Genomic DNA, 15,661 nt, shown 5'->3' on the forward strand with positions numbered 1-15,661 from the left:
CGTGACGCCATGCCGGTGAGCTCCGCGGCCGACGGCACGCCGGTGTGGCGGCGCACGACGCGCCGGCGCGCGCTTCTCGCCTGGTTCGCGTGGCTGATGCTGGTCGCGCTCGTCGTCGCCGCGTGGAACGAGATGACGCGCGACACCATCTGGGCCTTCGTCTGGGACGCGCCGGGCCAGGCCGCCGACATCGGCACGCGCATGCTGCCGCCGCGCTGGTCCTATGCGGGCGAGCTGCTGCGGCCGCTGTGGGACACGCTGGCGATCGCCACGCTCGGCACCCTGCTGGCGCTGCCGATCGCCGTGCCGGTCGCCGTGCTGGCGGCCCGCAACACGACCCCGAGCGCGACCCTGGTGCGGCCGCTGGCGCTGCTGATCATCGTCGCGTCGCGCTCGATCAACTCGCTGATCTGGGCGCTGCTGCTGGTCACCGTGCTGGGCCCCGGGGTGCTCGCCGGCATCGTCGCCATCGCGCTGCGCTCGGTCGGCTTCATGGGCAAGCTGATCTACGAGGCGATCGAGGAGATCGACCCGGCGCCCGTCGAGGCCATGCAGGCGACCGGCGCCTCCGCGCTTCAGGTGATGGACTACGGCATCGTCCCGCAGGTGATGCCGGCCTTCGCCGGCATCACGGTGTTCCGCTGGGACATCAACATCCGCGAGTCCGCCGTCGTCGGCCTGGTCGGCGCCGGCGGCATCGGCCTGTCGCTGGAGGCCTCGCTCAACACGCTCGCCTGGTCGCAGGTGAGCCTGATCCTGCTCGTGATCCTCGCCACCGTGCTGGTCAGCGAGTGGGTGTCGGCCAAGGTGCGGCACGCGATCATCTGAGGCCGACGGGTCATTCCGGGGCGCACCGGAGGTGCGAACCCGGAATCCAGCGGCGTATTCGGTGATCGGGGCTGGATTCCGGGTTCGCGTGCTGCGCACGCGCCCCGGAACGACCAAGCCCCTCACCCCGCGAGCCGCACCCGCATCGCCTCGAACTTCTCCACCTGCTCCGGGTCCATGCTGCGGTCGGGCATGCGGCGGACGAAGATCTTGAACATCGCCTCGCCGTCCTGGTCGAAGAACTGGATCGAGCAGCTCTCGCGACCCATGAAGGGGCGGCGCACGAAGGCGATGGCCGTGCAGCGGTCGGCCTTGATGTGGCCGCCGATCGGGCTGTCGCCGTGCAGGTTGAAGTAGCCGCGGCCGAACTCGCCGGGCGGCACCGGGCCCTGGCATTCCAGCACGATGCTCGGCGTGTGGACGATGAACTGCATCGGTCCCCACGAGGTCAGCTCGCCCATCACGTCGGCGAACGTGTCGGCCGGGGCGAACGTGCAGTTGGCGGCCGGCAGCATGCGGGTCGCCTCGAGCGTCGAGACGCCGTGTTGGCGCGCCAGCACCTCGAGGATGCCGTCCGGATTCTGGGCGAGCTGGGCGGCGAGCTGGTCGGGCGAAGCGGCAGGGGCAGGGGCGGCGAGGGCCGTGTCGGTCATGCGATGCTCCTTGGAGGGCGTGGAGGGCTGTCCGGCGCGGTCGAGCGCCGCATAGAGTCCGCTGGTGAGGTTGGTGATCCAGAAGGCGCCGGCCGTGGTGGTGCGCACGCTGTCGCCGTCCGGCGCGACGAGGCCGGCGTCGGTCCAGTTGCGCAGCAGCGGCGCGGCCGCCGCGGCGAAACCGGGCTGCAGCCGCTCGACCGCGCCGATATCGACGGCGCCGCGCTCCAGCCCGGACGTGATCGCCGCCTGGGCGGCGTAGCGGGCCGGCATGCGCGACAGGCCCTCGACCGGCAGGCGGCCCTCCGCCTGCATGGCGTGCCGCCGCTCGATCTCGATGACGTTGCGCCAGCGCACGCCGTGCGCCTGGCCGCCGGCACCGGGCCCGAAGGGCAGGCACGGCATGCCGCGCTTGATGCCGGCATTGTAGACGTTGCGCTCGCGCGACGAGCGGACGAGATGCGATTGCGACACCTGCAGCCAGCCGTGGCCGCGCAGCCGTTCGATGCCGGCCGCGAAGGCCTGCGCCTGGCGGGCGATCGGGCTCGCCGGCGGCAGTTTGCCGGCCTCGATGGCGCGCGAGAGCGGGCCGCCGCGCCAGATGTTGAGCGCATAGAGGGTGACGCCGTCGAGCCCGAGCTCGGCGACCGTGTCGATGTCGCGCGCCCAGGTCTCCTCGGTCTGCCCGGGCAGGCCGTAGATCAGGTCGCAGACGATGCGGGCCTTGCCCAGCCCGACCAGCTCGGCGATCGCCGCCCGCAGCTCCTCGTTGGCGAGCTTGCGGCCGAGCCGGCGGCGGATCGTGGTGTCGAAGCTCTGCACCCCGAGCGAGATGCGGTTGACGCCGGCGCCCAGGGCCGCCACCGCCTTCGACAGGCCGAAGTCGTAGGCGCGGCCTTCGAGCGTGATCTCGCAGTCCTCGGCCAGCGGCAGGTGCCGGCGCAGCCCCTCGACGAGGCGGGCGAGCGCCGCGGCCGACAGCCCGGTCGGCGTGCCGCCGCCGATATAGACGGCGGCGATCGGCGCCGAGGAGACGAGCGGCGTCCTGCCGCGGTCGGCCATCTCGGCGACGACGTCGTCGACGAACGCCTCGGCCACCTCGGGGCGCCAGACGTTCTGGAAGAAGCCGCAGAACAGGCAGCGGTTCTGGCAGTAGGGCACGTGCACATAGGCGATCGCCGGCTCGTCGCGCGGCGTGCCGAAGACCTCCGCCAGCACGGCCTCGGCCTCGGCCGGATCGATCGGCGTGCTGCCGCGCCACGGCGGCGCGAACTCGCGGCCGGCGAACGCCTCGGTGAGCGGATCGCGTCCGGCCGGGACCAGGAAGGCATCGACCGGGCGCGGCGCCGAGGAGGGGTGGTCGCGCAGGCCGCCATGCGCATGGCCGCCGCCGTGCGGATGCCCGGCGGCGTGCGGATGGCCTCCCGCGTGCGGGTGTCCGGCACCGTGCGGGTGGCCGGCAGCGTGGGGGTGTCCGCCGCCGTGTCCGCCGTGTGGGTGCGCGTGTCCGCCGTGGGGATGGCCGTGGCCGTCGGCCATCCTGGGTTTCGTGCTCGCCTCCATCTCGTCTCTTCCCCCGATGCAGTCCGTGGCCGGCGCCGGTCAGGCGCGCGGCCGTGTCCAGGCGGGCGGCGGCCCGGTCCGCGCCCGCGGTGAGATCATGTGCGGCAGCACGCACGGCGTTCCGGCCGGCAGGCCGCAGCTCTTCAGCGCGACGTCGAACACGTGCGCCAGCATGTCCTCGGTGATCACCGCATGCGCCGGTCCCGACGCCGCGATCCGGGCGCGGTGCATCACCACCACGCGGTCGGCGAAGGAGGCCGCCAGATTGAGGTCGTGCAGCACCGCCACCACGGCGGTGCCGGCGGCGGCGCGGGCGCGGGTCAGCGCGACGAAGTCGATCTGGTGGCGCAGATCGAGCGCCGCGGTCGGCTCGTCGAGCAGCAGCAGGCCGGGGCCGTTGTCGGCCTCGCCGCGGGCGAGCTGGACGAGCACGCGGGCGAAATGGGCGCGATGCTGCTCGCCGCCCGACAGGGTCGTGATGATGCGGTCGCGGCAGGCGAGGAGGTCGACCTCGGCGAGCGCCGCCTCGACCAGCGCGTCGGCATGCGGCCCGTGCTCGTCGCCGGCGCCCATGCGCACGACCTCGTCCACCGTGAACGGGAAGGCGACCGAGAGGCTCTGCGACAGCACGGCGCGGTGGCCGGCGAGCTTCCTCGGCGGATAGGCCGACAGCGCCGTGCCTTTGAGACGGACCTCGCCGGCGGCCGGGCGGAGATCGCCGGACAGCACCCGCAGCAGCGTCGACTTGCCGGCGCCGTTGGGGCCGACGATCGCCACGGTCTCGCCCGGCGCCACGGCGAGGTCGACGCCGTCGAGCAGCGTCGACCGTCCCGCCCGCACCGTCACGCCGTTCGCCGCGATCACGGTCATCGGACGCCCCGGGTTCCGGCGTCATTCCGGGGCGCGCTGAAAGCGCGAACCCGGAATCCAGCCTCGTCGACGGTGCTCGTGGCTGGATTCCGGGTTCGCACCTGCGGTGCGCCCCGGAATGACGAAGGACGTGACGTGATCACCATCACAGCCCCACCACGGCGCGCTGGCGCAGCAGCAGCGCCAGGAAGAACGGAGCGCCGATCAGCGCCGTCACGATGCCGACCGGCAACTCGGCCGGCGCCGCGATGGTGCGGGCGATGGTGTCGGCGATCAGCAGCACGAGCCCGCCGAACAGCACCCCGGCGGGCAGGAGCGTGCGGTGCGCCGGCCCGATGACCAGGCGCAGCAGATGCGGGACGACGATTCCGACGAAGCCGATGACGCCGCTCGCCGCCACGGCGGCCCCGACGGCACCGGCCATCAGCACGATGGCGAAGCGCTTGAGGCTCTCCACCGGGACGCCCATGTGGAACGCCTCCGCCTCGCCCAGCACCAGCATGTCGAGGCCGCGCGCGATCATCGGCAGCGACACCAGGACGGCGGCGAGGAACGGCAGCATCGCCCACACCTTCGGCCAGGTGGCGCCGGCCATCGAGCCGAGCGTCCAGAAGGTGATGTCGCGCAGCTGGCGGTCGTCGGCGAGAAACACCAGGAGGCCCGTGCCGGCGTTCGCCAGCGCCGCGAAGGCGAGGCCGGCGAGCAGCAGCGTGGCGATCGAGGTGCGGCCCTCGCGGGTGGCGATGCGATACAGCATCGCCGTCACGCCGAGCGCCCCGACGAAGGCGGCGAGCGGCAGCGCCTCGGGTCCGAAGCCGCCCAGGAGCTTGTCGCCGAGCACGATGGTGGTGGCGGCGGCGAGACCGGCCCCGGCCGAGACGCCGACCAGGCCCGGATCGGCGAGCGGGTTGCGGAACAGGCCCTGCATGATGGTGCCGGCGGTCGCCAGCAGGGCGCCGACCGCGACCGCGAGGAGGACCCGCGGCAGCCGGATCGAGAACAGGATCAGCCGGTCGCGCGCCACCTCGGCCGGCGCACCGTCGGCGAGTCCCAGCGCCGCGAAGAGCCGTCCGGGCGGGATGCCGGCGGCGCCGATCCCGGCCGAGGCGACCGCCATGGCGAGCAGCAGACCGAGCAGCACGGTGAGCACGACCCAGCGCGGCAGCGCCCGCAGCCCGGGTGGCCCGCGGCGCGCCGACAGAGCCGGATGCCGGGCGGCCGCGTCGGTCATTTGAGGCAGGCCCCGAGCGCGGCCTCGTGGCGGGCCGCGATGGCGTCGGCGACGGGCTTCGGTGTCGTCGCCGCGTCGGTGCCGGCGGCGATCCGCTCGGCGAAGTCGCGGACGGCGAGCGCGGTGCGCGGGCCGAAGCCGAGCAGGTACTGGCCGTTCATCGACACGAACGTCTTGTTGACGCCGGCCGGCGTCATGGCGAAGGCAGGGCGCGACAGCACGGCCTCGGGCGTGACCGTCTGGCCGGGCCGCTCCATCATCAGCACCACGTCGGGCCGCGCCGCGATGATCGCCTCGTCGCCGACCAGCTTGTAGCCGACGAGGTCCGGCATCGCGTTCTCGGCACCGGCCATGCGGATGATGCCGTCGGCGGCGGTGTCGCGGCCGCCCACCATCGCGCGGTCGTTGACGAAGGAGAGCACGAACAGGATGCGCGGCGGCCGCCCGCTCGGGCGCGGCTGTGCCGCGAGCGCGTCGAACTCCTGCTTCACGGCGGCGGCGAGGCAGTCGCCCCGCGTCGCTTCGCCGACCGCCGCGGCGACCAGCCGGATCTTGTCGAGAATGCCGTCGGCCGTGAAGCGGTCCGGCACCTGGACGAAGGGCACGCGCGCCGCCTGCAGAACGGCGACCGCCTCGGGCGGTCCCGATCCCTCGATCGCCAGCACCAGCGACGGCGACATCGCCAGGATTCCCTCCGGCGACAGCTGGCGCATGTAGCCGACGTTCGGCTTCTCCTTGAGGGCCCGCGCCGGGTGAATGCTGGTGGTGTCGACCGCGACGATGCGGTCCTCGACGCCGAGCGCGTAGAGGATCTCGGTGATCGAGCCGCCCACCGAGACGATCCGTCGCGCGTCCGTCACCGTCACGCTGCGCCCGGTCGCGTCCGTCACGTTGATACCGGCGGCGAGTACCGGCGCCGCTGCGGCACTCAGAAGCGCGGCCGTCACCATCAGGCGGAGGGCGGCGCGACGCGACCGTGTCATGGACGCCTCACTTCGTCAGAATCAGCTTGTTCTGGGCGGTCAGCCGCAGCCGATAGGCGTCCGTCCCGTGTGAAATGATGATCTCGCGGGTCTGGACGAACAGATCACGGCTCTCGATGCGATGCCCCACGACCGTCACGTTGCGTTCTGCGCGAGTGTCGTCCGCACCGTTCGGCGCGGCGGAGACGGTTGCTCGGTCGATCTCGGGGCGGTTCATCTGAGGCTCATGTCCGCTGAATACTTGTGCGTTCTTGAAGACTATTCCAGTTTAGAGCCATTATAGACTGTTATTCTCAATCCTTAGAGCGGTTCTAAACTCTGGTAGTCTTCCTTGACGTGCCGTAATACAGTCGAGTACCAAAGGCAAGTACTTAACCCGCGGACCCCGAACGGGGACGCGCCGTCAGCCAGCTAGCAGCCGCTCTCCGGCTCGCCCGCCAGCCCGCGACGACAATTCGAACGAACGCGAGTGGGGGCTCGGATGGCTGGACGGGCGAAGGGAGCGGGCACGCTCCTTTTTGGGGTTTCGACGATCGCGGTCCTGGCGGCGGCCGGGACCAGCGCCATGGCGCAGTCCACGGAGTCGCTCGACGCCATCACGGTGGTCGCCACCAAGACCGAGGAGAAGGCGATCGACTCGCTCGCGCCGGTATCGACCGTGCGCATGGAGCAGATCGACCAGATCCTGCCGAAGCGCCTCTCCGACATGCTGATCGCGGTGCCCGGCGTGACCGTGCAGGACCGCGGCGACAGTCCGGCGACCGCGATCAACATCCGCGGCCTGCAGGACTTCGGCCGCGTCGCCGTGGTGGTCGACGGGGCCCGGCAGAACTACCAGCGCTCCGGGCACGGCGCGAACGGCTCGTTCTTCCTCGATCCCGAGCTGATCGGCGGCGTCGACATCGTCCGCGGCCCGACCGCCAACATCTACGGCACCGGCGCGATCGGCGGCGTCGCCTCGTTCCGCACCAAGGATATCCAGGACGTGGTGCGGCCGGGCGAGAAATGGGGCGTCGAAGGCCACACCCAGGCCGCTTCCAACCACGGCAGCGGCCTCGCCTCGGTGTTCGGCGGCGTCCACGTCAACCCGAACATCGACTTCTTCGCTGGCGGCAGCTTCAAGAAGCAGGCGAACTACGACGACGGCTCCGGCACCGAAGTGCTCAATTCGTGGAACCAGGTCGGCAGCGCACTCACCAAGCTGACGGTCCGTCCCGCCGAGCACCACGAGGTGAAATTCACCGGCATCTTCCAGAACTTCCAGTACGACGCCGGCCAGCCGACCCGAACCGTCAACGGCGTCACGGCGACCGGAACGTCGATCTACGCGACCGACGTGACCAACATCACGACGGCGGCGCGCTGGCGTTACGCGCGGCCCGACAATCAGCTCATCGACTGGGACGCCAACGTCTACTGGAACCGCACCGAAAACCAGCAGGTCAAGACCGCCCACACCTCGTCGTCCGTCACCTCGCCGGCGCTGTGCGGCGCCGGCGTGCCCGGCAACGCGATCAGTGGCTGCGTCGGCGACGAGCGCGGCTACACGCTCGATACGGTGGGCTTCGACGCCAACAACACGTCGCGGTTCGAGGCGTTCGGCTTCCGCCACGCCGTCACGGTCGGCGGCGACACCTTCCACGACAAGGTCACGACGACCGACGAGACAGGCGATTCGAACGTCACGACGCCGGGCGGCGAGCGCACGGTCGGCGGCGCCTTCCTGCAGGTGAAGAGCAACTACGCGACGTGGCTCGAGGTCATCGCTGCGGCGCGCTACGACACCTACGAGCTGTCGGGGCTCGGTACCGGCACGTCCGGTGACCGCGTGTCGCCGAAGATCACGATCGGGGTGACGCCGGTCGACGGCTTCACCCCCTACGTCACCTATGCCGAGGGCTATCGGGCCCCGACGCTGACCGAGACGGTCATCAGCGGTGCGCACGCGGCGGTCGGGATCCCGAGCTATCTCCTGCCCGTGCTCGCCTTCAACTGCCCGAGCGGCGACGTCGGCCTCTTCTGCTTCCTGCCCAATCCCAACCTTCAGGCGGAGATCGGCAAGAACAAGGAGGTGGGCGTCAACCTGAAGTACGACAACGTCTTCCTCGCGGGAGCCACGTTCCGCGGGAAGTTCAACGTGTTCCGCAACGACGTCTACGACTACATCGAGCTGACCGGCTTCGGCGCCTTCAAGGCGGACTACAACTACTATCAGTATCAGAACATCCCGCACGCCCGCATCGACGGCTTCGAGGCGGAGACGATGTACGACACCGGCGACTGGTTCGTCGGTCTCGCCGGCACCCTCCAGCGCGGCAAGAACGTCGACACCGGCGCCGGCCTGGTGCGCATTCAGGGCGACCGGATCGTCACCACGGTCGGGGCCCGCTTCCTCGACCGCAAGATCACCGCGATGGTCCGCTGGGCGTCGGTCGCCTCGAACGACAATGTCCCGAGCACCTACATCCCGGCCAGCTCCTACAACCTCGTCAATGTCTATGTCGGCTACCAGCCGACGCCCGACGTGCTGATGAGCTTCGGCATCGACAACCTGCTCAACCAGTACTACCGGCCCTACGCCATCGCCCGCTCGAGCGGCGACGTCGGCGCCCAGAACGACCTCCTGTGGGCGTCCGCCGCTCCCGGCATCACGTTCAAGGGCTCGGTCAAGATCCGCTTCGGAGGAGCCTGAACCGCGACATGAAAGTCTCTCGGTCCCGTCTCGATTCCCAGCGCGGCCTGCTCACGGTCGTGCCGGGCCGCACGCCCGACAACGACATCGGCGCCAAGGCGCCGGCCGTGGAACTGCGGCCGGCCACCGATCCGATCGGCGACGGACCAGCGGGCGGCGGCGGGAACGTGGTATCGCTCGCGCATGTCAGGGCGACGCGCGACCACGGACCGGGAGGCCACGCGGCTCCACCGCTGCCGCCGCTGATGCCGGACGACCGCCCGGCGGCGTCGTCACGAGCCAAGCCGTCCCTCCGGTACGCCCTGGTGGTCGCCTGCTCGGCGCTCATCCACGGAGCCATGATCGCCGCCTTCGCGCGCGAGCCGGCGCCGGTCGCCAGCATCGGCCTCGAGGTGATCTCGGTCGAGATGGTGCTCGGCGCCGACCAGCTCGCCGGGCTCGCGCCGACGCCCGGGGAGTCGGAGACGACGAGCTCCGATTCGAGCGGTGAGCCGAAGACCGAGCCCGATCCGAAGCCGCCCGAGAAGGCCGAGGAGCCGCCGCCGCCCGTCGAGGAGGCGAAGGTCGAGCCCGAGGAGCCGCCGCCGGTCGAGGAGCAGGTGGCGGTCGCGCCGCCGCCGGAGCCCGAGCCCGAGAAGGTCCAGGAGCCGCCGCCGCCCGAGCCCGCCCCGGTGATCGAGGAGGAGGCGCCCGAGACCGTCGCGGCCGTTCCGCCCGAGCCGCCGAAGCCGGAGCCCAAGCCCGAGGTCAAGCCGGAGCCGAAGCCCAAGCCGAAGGCGGTGGCGAAGCCGAAGAAGCGCACGGCGCGCACCAGCGACGACGCCAGGAAGCGCACCCAGAGCAGCACGTCGAGCGTCGCCTCCAGCGCCGCGAGCGGGCTCGGGCGCGGCCGGTCCGACCTCAACACCAACTATCGCGGCATCGTCGCCTCGCATCTCGCCCGGCACAAGCAGTTCCCGGCCGAGGCGCGTGCCGCCGGTCAGCAGGGGGCGACCAGCGTCAGCTTCACCATCGACGGCTCCGGCCGGGTGACCTCGGTGCGGCTCGGACGCTCGTCGGGCGTTGCGAGCCTCGACCAGGAGACCACCGCGATGGTGCGGCGGGCCTCGCCGTTCCCGGCGCCGCCGAGCGGCCAGTCGATGAGCTTCTCGGTGCCCGTGAGCTTCTTCCTGAGATAGGTCCCGAGAAAAGCGGTTCACATTCAAGCCCCGACAGGGTTCAATCCAGCTTCGAGCCAGACAGGAGACCCCCGATGTACATTGCGATGAACCGCTTCCGGGTGAAGAAGGGCAGCGAGGAGACGTTCGAGCGCGTCTGGCTGTCGCGCGAGACGTATCTCGACCGCATGCCCGGCTTCGTCGAGTTCCACCTGCTGAAGGGGCCCGAGGCGGAGGACCACACGCTCTACTCGTCGCACACCGTGTGGGCCACCAAGGGGCATTTCGAGGCGTGGACGACCTCCGACGAGTTCAAGATCGCCCATGCCCGCGCCGACAACGCGAACACCGGCCCGCTCTATCTGGAGCATCCGAAGTTCGAGGGCTTCGAGGTGAAGCAGACGGTCCGCCCGCGCGAGAGCGACGCGGCGTAGCTGCGGTCCCACGATGCTCGGCTCGGTCGCTCCGGGGCGGCGCGCGAGCGCCGAGCCCGGAACCCATATCCCCTGTCTTTCGTGTGCCCCGTCAGCGCCGGGCGTATGGAGTCCGGGCACGCGGACCTGACGATCCGCGCCCTGGAATGACGGGGCTCATGGTTCGCAGGGAGAGGTGAAAGCCGTCACCCCTTCGCCGCCTGCTTCAGGGCGTAGAGCGCCTCCAGCGCCTCGCGCGGCGACATGTCGTCGGGATCGATCTCCGAGAGCCTCTTCAGCACCGCCTCGGCATGCGGATCGGCCACCGGCTTCGGCGGGGCCGGACGGGGCGCGAACAGCGGCAGGTCGTCGACGAGCTTGCGGGCCGGGGAGGTGCGGTCCTCCGCCTCCAGCACCCCGAGCACGTGCCTGGCGCGCTCGATGACGGCCGGCGGCAGGCCGGCGAGCTTCGCCACCTGGATGCCGTAAGAGCGGTCCGCCGCGCCGGCGACGACCTCGTGCAGGAACACGACGTCGCCGTGCCACTCCTTCACCCGCACCGTGATGTTGAACAGCCGGTCGAGCTTCTTGGCGAGCGCGGTCAGCTCGTGGAAGTGGGTGGCGAACAGGGCGCGGCAGCGGTTCCGGTCGTGCAGGTGCTCGACCGCGGCCCAGGCGATCGACAGGCCGTCATAGGTCGCGGTGCCGCGGCCGATCTCGTCGAGGATGACGAGCGAGCGCTCGCTCGCCTGATTGAGGATCGCGGCGGTCTCGACCATCTCGACCATGAAGGTCGAGCGCCCGCGGGCGAGGTCGTCGGCGGCGCCGACGCGCGAGAACAGCCGGTCGACGACGCCGATGCGGGCGCGCGCCGCCGGGACGAAGCTTCCCGCCTGGGCGAGCACGACGATCAGGGCGTTCTGGCGCAGATAGGTCGACTTGCCCGCCATGTTGGGACCGGTGACGACGGCGATGCGGCCGGTGCCGTGTTCCGAGGCGGGAGACAGGTCGCAGTCGTTGGCGACGAACGAGCCGCCCTCGGTCGCGATCGCCTGCTCGACGACGGGGTGGCGGCCGCCCGTGATGCAGAAGCTCGAGGACTCGTCCACCTCGGGCCGCACGAAGCGGCATTCGATAGCGACCGCGGCGAGCGCCGCGGCGACGTCGACGACGGCGAGCGCCTGCGCGGCCGCCTTCACGGCGTCGGACGCGGCGACCACGGCAGCGGCGAGCCTGTCGAAGATCTCGAGCTCCAGCCCGAGCGCACGGTCGGCCGCGCTGGCGATCTTGGCCTCCAGGGCGCCGAGCTCGGTCGAGGTGAAGCGCACCTGGCCGGCGAGCGTCTGGCGGTGGATGAAGGTGGCGTTCAGCGGCGGCGTCATCAGCCGCTCGGCGTTCTGGGCCGTCACCTCGACGAAATAGCCGAGCACGTTGTTGTGCCGGATCTTCAGCGCCCTGACGCCGGTCTCGTCGGCGTAGCGGGCCTGCAGGGCGGCGATCACGCGCCGCGACTCGTCGCGCAAGGCGCGCGCCTCGTCGAGTGCCGGCTCGCAGCCGGCCCGCACGAAGCCGCCGTCGCGTTTCTGCAGCGGCAGCTCGTCGGCGAGGGCTGCGTCCAGCATGGCGGCGAGCGCCGGATCGGGGGCGCGCAGCGCCGCCGCCGCGTCGGACAGCTCGGCCGGCAGGCCGTCGCCCGACAGGCGTGATGCGAGATCGGCGGCGGCCGCGAGCCCGTCGCGGATCGCCGCGAGGTCGCGCGGGCCGCCGCGCGCCAGCACGATGCGGGCGAGCGAACGGGCGAGGTCCGGCGCCGCCGCGAGCTTGTCACGGACCACCCCGCGGAGGATCGACTCGCGGGTGAAGAACTCCACCGCATCGAGCCGCGCCGCGATCGCGGCCGGGTCGGTGAGGGGCGCCGCGATGCGCTGAGCGAGCAGTCGCGAGCCCGCCGCCGTGACGGTGCGGTCGATCGCGGCGACCAGCGAGCCGCGCCGCTCGCCGCCCAGCGTGCGCATCAGCTCGAGATTGGCGCGCGTCGCCGCGTCGATCGACAGCGTGGCGCCGAGCGCCTCGCGGCTCGGCGGCGACAGCGGCGGCCGCCTGCCGAGCTGGGTGCGCTCCACATAGGTGACGCAGGCCGCGGCCGCGGTCAGCTCCAGCCGCGAGAAGCTGCCGAACGCCTCGCTGGTCGCCACCGCGAAGTAGGAGGTGAGGCGGCGCTCGGCGCTCGCGCCGTCGAACACGTCGCGGCCGAGCGGCGTCACGGCCGGCAGGCTGCGCAGGAACGGGGCGACGTCCGGGTCCTCGTAGAGCGCGTCGGAGACGATCACCTCGCCGGGCTCGATCCTCGCGATCTCGGCGGCGAGGCGCACCCGGTCGCATTCGGTCAGCCGGAACTCGCCCGTCGAGATGTCGAGGCAGGCCAGCGCGAAGCGCGGCTCGTCGCTGCCGGCCGACGGCTTCGCCCGCACGATCGCGGCGAGGAAGTTGTTGCGGCGGGAGTCGAGGAGCGTGTCCTCGGTCAGCGTGCCGGGGGTGACGAGGCGCACCACGTCGCGCCTCACCACCGACTTGCCGCCGCGCTTCTTCGCCTCGGCCGGGTCCTCCATCTGCTCGCAGACGGCGACCCGGTGGCCGAGCGCGATGAGCCGATGCAGGTACTCGTCGGCGCGCTCGATCGGCACGCCGCACATCGGGATGTCCTGGCCCTGGTGCTTGCCGCGCTTGGTCAGCACGATGCCGAGCGCCCGGCTGGCCGTCTCGGCGTCCGCGAAGAACATCTCGTAGAAGTCGCCCATCCGGTAGAACAGCAGGCAGTCCGGATTGGCCGTCTTGATCTCGATGTACTGCTCCATCATGGGCGTGACGCGCGTGTCGGCGGCCCGCGCGTCGGGGCGCGGCGCCGGTGCGTCGGTGGTCTCGTCGGGAGCAGGGGTATGTGCGGCGGCGTCCATGGCGGCGGCACGCTAGCAGAAGCGCCGCCGGGATTCTAACCGCTGGTGCGCCGGACTTGTGGAGAGTTGGCACCGCGCCTGCGCTCCCTCTCCCCGCATGTGGGGAGAGGTGGTCGGGGGCGCCCCGGCCCTCACCTCACGAACGTCTTACCGGTGATCCGCTGGAGGTTGCCGAAATAGATCATGTCCAGCGTCTCCTTCGGCAGGTCGAGGGAGTCGAGGATCGCCTGGGTGTCGCGGATGAAGCCCGGACCCTTCTCGGGGTCGAACGGGCAGTCGGTGGCGAACAGGATGTTCTCTCTGGGGTAGAAGGCCAGCCCTGCCTCGGTGCCGATTTTCGACGAGAACACCGCCGTGTCCGGGTAGAAGTTCTCGCGGAAATAGTCGAGCGGGCGCTTGTTCAGCGATACCTTGAGGGCGGCGTAGTCGGCGTCCGAGGTGCGGGTGCCGATCAGGTCCCAGCCGGGGCCGATGCGGCCCTCCAGCATCGGCACGATGCCGCCGAAATGATGCACGATCGGCTTGAGGCGCGGGTGGCGGTCCAGCACCTTGGAGAAGACGAGGCGGGCCATCATGGCGGCGGTCTCGTAGGACCAGCCGAACGTCCACCAGATCTCGTAGAGCGACTTCGTCTCGCTCTGGTAGTCGGGGAAGTCGGCGCGCCGCGCCGGGTGGATCCAGACCGGCTTGTCGAGGCGCTCCATCGCGTCCCAGAACGGCTCGAACTCCGGCAGGTCGATCGGACGGCCGTTGATGTTGGTGTAGGTCTGCACGCCGCAGGCGCCGAGGTCCCGGATGGCGCGCCCCGCCTCGCGGATCGAGCCTTCGACGTCGGCGAGCGACACCTGGGCGACGAAGCCCGGGAAACGGTCGCCGTGGCGCGCCACGATCTCGGCGAGTCCGTCGTTGACGATGCGGCACAGCCCCTCGATCTGGTCGGGGCCGGCGACGTCCTCCATGGGCGGGCTCGAATAGGCGATGATCTGCGCGTAGTCGGGAAACGCGTCGAGCATGCGCAGCCGCGCGTCGAGGTCGTAGATGCAGGGGATGCCGCGCATGCGCTTGCCGATGCCCTGCTGCCCGGTGCCGAGCCGGTCCATGGCGGCGAGGATTCCGGCCGGGATGAAGTGCGTGTAGGCGTCGATGCGCATTCCGAAGGAGATCCTGGTTCGGCGGGGTCGGTCGGGCAGGGGCGCGCGGCGGCGCGGCCCGACCATGACCGGAAATCGGGGCGCGTGAAAGCCCGGAGCCTTGCGCCGGCCACATGCGGGGCCCCCGCCCGAAGCGCATTTCCGTCGGAATCCGAAAGGCTTCGGAACCCGAAACCGGCCGCGCCGGCGGCCGGGGCGAGGCCGTCTGCGGCTTTTGGATGATTTGACGCGGGCGCGGCCGGCGTTCTTAGATGACCTGTCTCGCGATTTCAGTTCGCCATTGCGCTCGACCGCGTTGCCCGGGGCCGGTCCCATGTCCGAGGTCATGTCGCTTCACGACGCCATCGCCGCCACCGTGCACGACGGCGACACGGTGGCGATCGAGGGCTTCACCCATCTGATCCCGCACGCCGCCGCCCACGAGGTGATCCGCCAGCGCCGGCGCGACCTCGCCCTCGTGCGGATGACGCCGGACATCGTCTACGACCAGATGATCGGCATGGGCTGCGCACGAAAGCTCGTGTTCTCCTGGGGCGGCAATCCCGGCGTCGGCTCGCTGCACCGCTTCCGCGACGCGGTCGAGCGCGGCTGGCCGCACCCGATCGCGCTCGAGGAGCACGCCCACGCCGCGATGGCGAACGCCTATGCGGCCGGCGCCGCCAACCTCCCCTTCGCGGTGTTTCGCGGCTATCTCGGCGTCGATCTGCCGAAGGTCAATCCGAACATCCGGCATGTCACCTGCCCGTTCACCGGCGAGGAGCTCGCCGCCGTGCCGGCGCTCCGCCCCGACGTCGCCATCGTCCACGCCCTCAAGGCCGACCGCGACGGCAACGTGCTGATCGAGGGCATCCTCGGCGTGCAGAAGGAGGCCGTGCTGGCGGCCAAGCGCGCCGTCGTCACGGTGGAGGAGATCGTCGACGATCTCGGCCCCCGCAGCCCCAATGCCGTGATCCTGCCGGGCTGGACCATCGGGGCGGTCGTCGCGGTGCCGGGCGGCGCCTATCCGTCCTACGCGCAAGGCTACTACGACCGCGACAACGCCTTCTATCTCGGCTGGGACAGGATCGCTCGCGACCGCGACGCCTTCATGGCCTGGATGAAGGCGAACGTTCTGGAGCAGGGCCCCGAGGTCTTCGCGCGACATCGTCGGCGTGCGGCGGCGTGAG

Annotated in this window: 12 protein-coding genes; 5 read left to right on the plus strand and 7 right to left on the minus strand. The window is 71.2% G+C overall.

Features of this window, described 5'->3' with window-relative positions:
* Window positions 1-9: 9 nt before the first annotated feature.
* Window positions 10-828 carry a phosphonate ABC transporter, permease protein PhnE gene (phnE, locus tag J2S22_RS24065; protein ID WP_272778671.1) on the plus strand — a complete coding sequence of 273 codons (819 nt, stop codon included), beginning with the start codon at window positions 10-12 and terminating at the stop codon, window positions 826-828.
* A gap of 122 nt (window positions 829-950) precedes the next feature.
* Here phnE and hutW read toward each other — a convergent pair whose 3' ends face one another.
* The 5 genes from hutW to J2S22_RS24090 form a co-directional block, all read right to left on the minus strand.
* Window positions 951-3,020 (minus strand): heme anaerobic degradation radical SAM methyltransferase ChuW/HutW, encoded by a 2,070-nt coding sequence (hutW, locus tag J2S22_RS24070; RefSeq protein ID WP_307155883.1) that lies wholly within the window; start codon window positions 3,018-3,020, stop codon window positions 951-953.
* A gap of 63 nt (window positions 3,021-3,083) precedes the next feature.
* Window positions 3,084-3,914 carry a heme ABC transporter ATP-binding protein gene (locus tag J2S22_RS24075; RefSeq protein WP_272778670.1) on the minus strand — a complete coding sequence of 277 codons (831 nt, stop codon included), beginning with the start codon at window positions 3,912-3,914 and terminating at the stop codon, window positions 3,084-3,086.
* 145 nt (window positions 3,915-4,059) lie between these two features.
* Window positions 4,060-5,145 (minus strand): FecCD family ABC transporter permease, encoded by a 1,086-nt coding sequence (locus J2S22_RS24080; protein WP_370878249.1) that lies wholly within the window; start codon window positions 5,143-5,145, stop codon window positions 4,060-4,062.
* Window positions 5,142-6,128 (minus strand): heme/hemin ABC transporter substrate-binding protein, encoded by a 987-nt coding sequence (locus J2S22_RS24085; protein ID WP_272778669.1) that lies wholly within the window; start codon window positions 6,126-6,128, stop codon window positions 5,142-5,144. The genes J2S22_RS24080 and J2S22_RS24085 overlap by 4 nt, the downstream gene beginning before the upstream one ends.
* A 7-nt stretch (window positions 6,129-6,135) precedes the next feature.
* The gene (locus J2S22_RS24090; protein WP_272778668.1) at window positions 6,136-6,345 is read right to left on the minus strand and encodes a hemin uptake protein HemP; all 210 of its coding nucleotides are present in this window, start codon (window positions 6,343-6,345) and stop codon (window positions 6,136-6,138) included.
* A gap of 348 nt (window positions 6,346-6,693) precedes the next feature.
* Between J2S22_RS24090 and J2S22_RS24095 the strand changes: the two genes are divergently transcribed.
* From J2S22_RS24095 to hmuQ, 3 genes are all read left to right on the plus strand, one after another.
* Window positions 6,694-8,820, plus strand: coding sequence for a TonB-dependent hemoglobin/transferrin/lactoferrin family receptor (locus tag J2S22_RS24095; RefSeq protein WP_272778667.1), 2,127 nt, complete (start codon window positions 6,694-6,696; stop codon window positions 8,818-8,820).
* Between the two features lie 8 nt (window positions 8,821-8,828).
* Window positions 8,829-9,998, plus strand: coding sequence for an energy transducer TonB (locus J2S22_RS24100; protein ID WP_272778666.1), 1,170 nt, complete (start codon window positions 8,829-8,831; stop codon window positions 9,996-9,998).
* 74 nt (window positions 9,999-10,072) lie between these two features.
* On the plus strand, window positions 10,073-10,411 hold the full coding sequence (gene hmuQ / locus J2S22_RS24105; RefSeq protein ID WP_272778665.1) for a heme-degrading protein HmuQ: 339 nt from the start codon (window positions 10,073-10,075) through the stop codon (window positions 10,409-10,411).
* Between the two features lie 185 nt (window positions 10,412-10,596).
* On the opposite strand, the gene mutS is transcribed toward hmuQ, so the two are convergent.
* Both mutS and J2S22_RS24115 read right to left on the minus strand, forming a co-directional pair.
* Window positions 10,597-13,344: a DNA mismatch repair protein MutS gene (gene mutS / locus J2S22_RS24110; RefSeq protein ID WP_272778664.1), complete on the minus strand. Its 2,748-nt coding sequence runs from the start codon at window positions 13,342-13,344 to the stop codon at window positions 10,597-10,599.
* A 131-nt stretch (window positions 13,345-13,475) separates the two neighbouring features.
* Window positions 13,476-14,495 (minus strand): amidohydrolase family protein, encoded by a 1,020-nt coding sequence (locus tag J2S22_RS24115; protein ID WP_272778663.1) that lies wholly within the window; start codon window positions 14,493-14,495, stop codon window positions 13,476-13,478.
* 313 nt (window positions 14,496-14,808) lie between these two features.
* Between J2S22_RS24115 and J2S22_RS24120 the strand changes: the two genes are divergently transcribed.
* Window positions 14,809-15,660: a CoA transferase subunit A gene (locus J2S22_RS24120; protein WP_272778662.1), complete on the plus strand. Its 852-nt coding sequence runs from the start codon at window positions 14,809-14,811 to the stop codon at window positions 15,658-15,660.
* Window position 15,661: the final 1 nt, after the last annotated feature.

It is taken from the genome of Rhodoplanes tepidamans (assembly GCF_030813915.1).
Taxonomy (GTDB): Bacteria; Pseudomonadota; Alphaproteobacteria; order Rhizobiales; family Xanthobacteraceae; genus Rhodoplanes; species Rhodoplanes tepidamans.

What these genes read in the sequence shown, in the direction of transcription:
- J2S22_RS24120 (WP_272778662.1), top strand. Translation starts at nt 14,809, where the DNA reads ATGTCCGAGGTCATGTCGCTTCACGACGCCATCGCCGCCACCGTGCAC.
- J2S22_RS24080 (WP_370878249.1), bottom strand. Translation starts at nt 5,145, where the DNA reads ATGACCGACGCGGCCGCCCGGCATCCGGCTCTGTCGGCGCGCCGCGGG.
- mutS (WP_272778664.1), bottom strand. Translation starts at nt 13,344, where the DNA reads ATGGACGCCGCCGCACATACCCCTGCTCCCGACGAGACCACCGACGCA.
- J2S22_RS24090 (WP_272778668.1), bottom strand. Translation starts at nt 6,345, where the DNA reads ATGAACCGCCCCGAGATCGACCGAGCAACCGTCTCCGCCGCGCCGAAC.
- J2S22_RS24095 (WP_272778667.1), top strand. Translation starts at nt 6,694, where the DNA reads ATGGCGCAGTCCACGGAGTCGCTCGACGCCATCACGGTGGTCGCCACC.
- J2S22_RS24075 (WP_272778670.1), bottom strand. Translation starts at nt 3,914, where the DNA reads ATGACCGTGATCGCGGCGAACGGCGTGACGGTGCGGGCGGGACGGTCG.
- J2S22_RS24115 (WP_272778663.1), bottom strand. Translation starts at nt 14,495, where the DNA reads ATGCGCATCGACGCCTACACGCACTTCATCCCGGCCGGAATCCTCGCC.
- J2S22_RS24100 (WP_272778666.1), top strand. Translation starts at nt 8,829, where the DNA reads ATGAAAGTCTCTCGGTCCCGTCTCGATTCCCAGCGCGGCCTGCTCACG.
- hutW (WP_307155883.1), bottom strand. Translation starts at nt 3,020, where the DNA reads ATGGCCGACGGCCACGGCCATCCCCACGGCGGACACGCGCACCCACAC.
- J2S22_RS24085 (WP_272778669.1), bottom strand. Translation starts at nt 6,128, where the DNA reads ATGACACGGTCGCGTCGCGCCGCCCTCCGCCTGATGGTGACGGCCGCG.
- phnE (WP_272778671.1), top strand. Translation starts at nt 10, where the DNA reads ATGCCGGTGAGCTCCGCGGCCGACGGCACGCCGGTGTGGCGGCGCACG.
- hmuQ (WP_272778665.1), top strand. Translation starts at nt 10,073, where the DNA reads ATGTACATTGCGATGAACCGCTTCCGGGTGAAGAAGGGCAGCGAGGAG.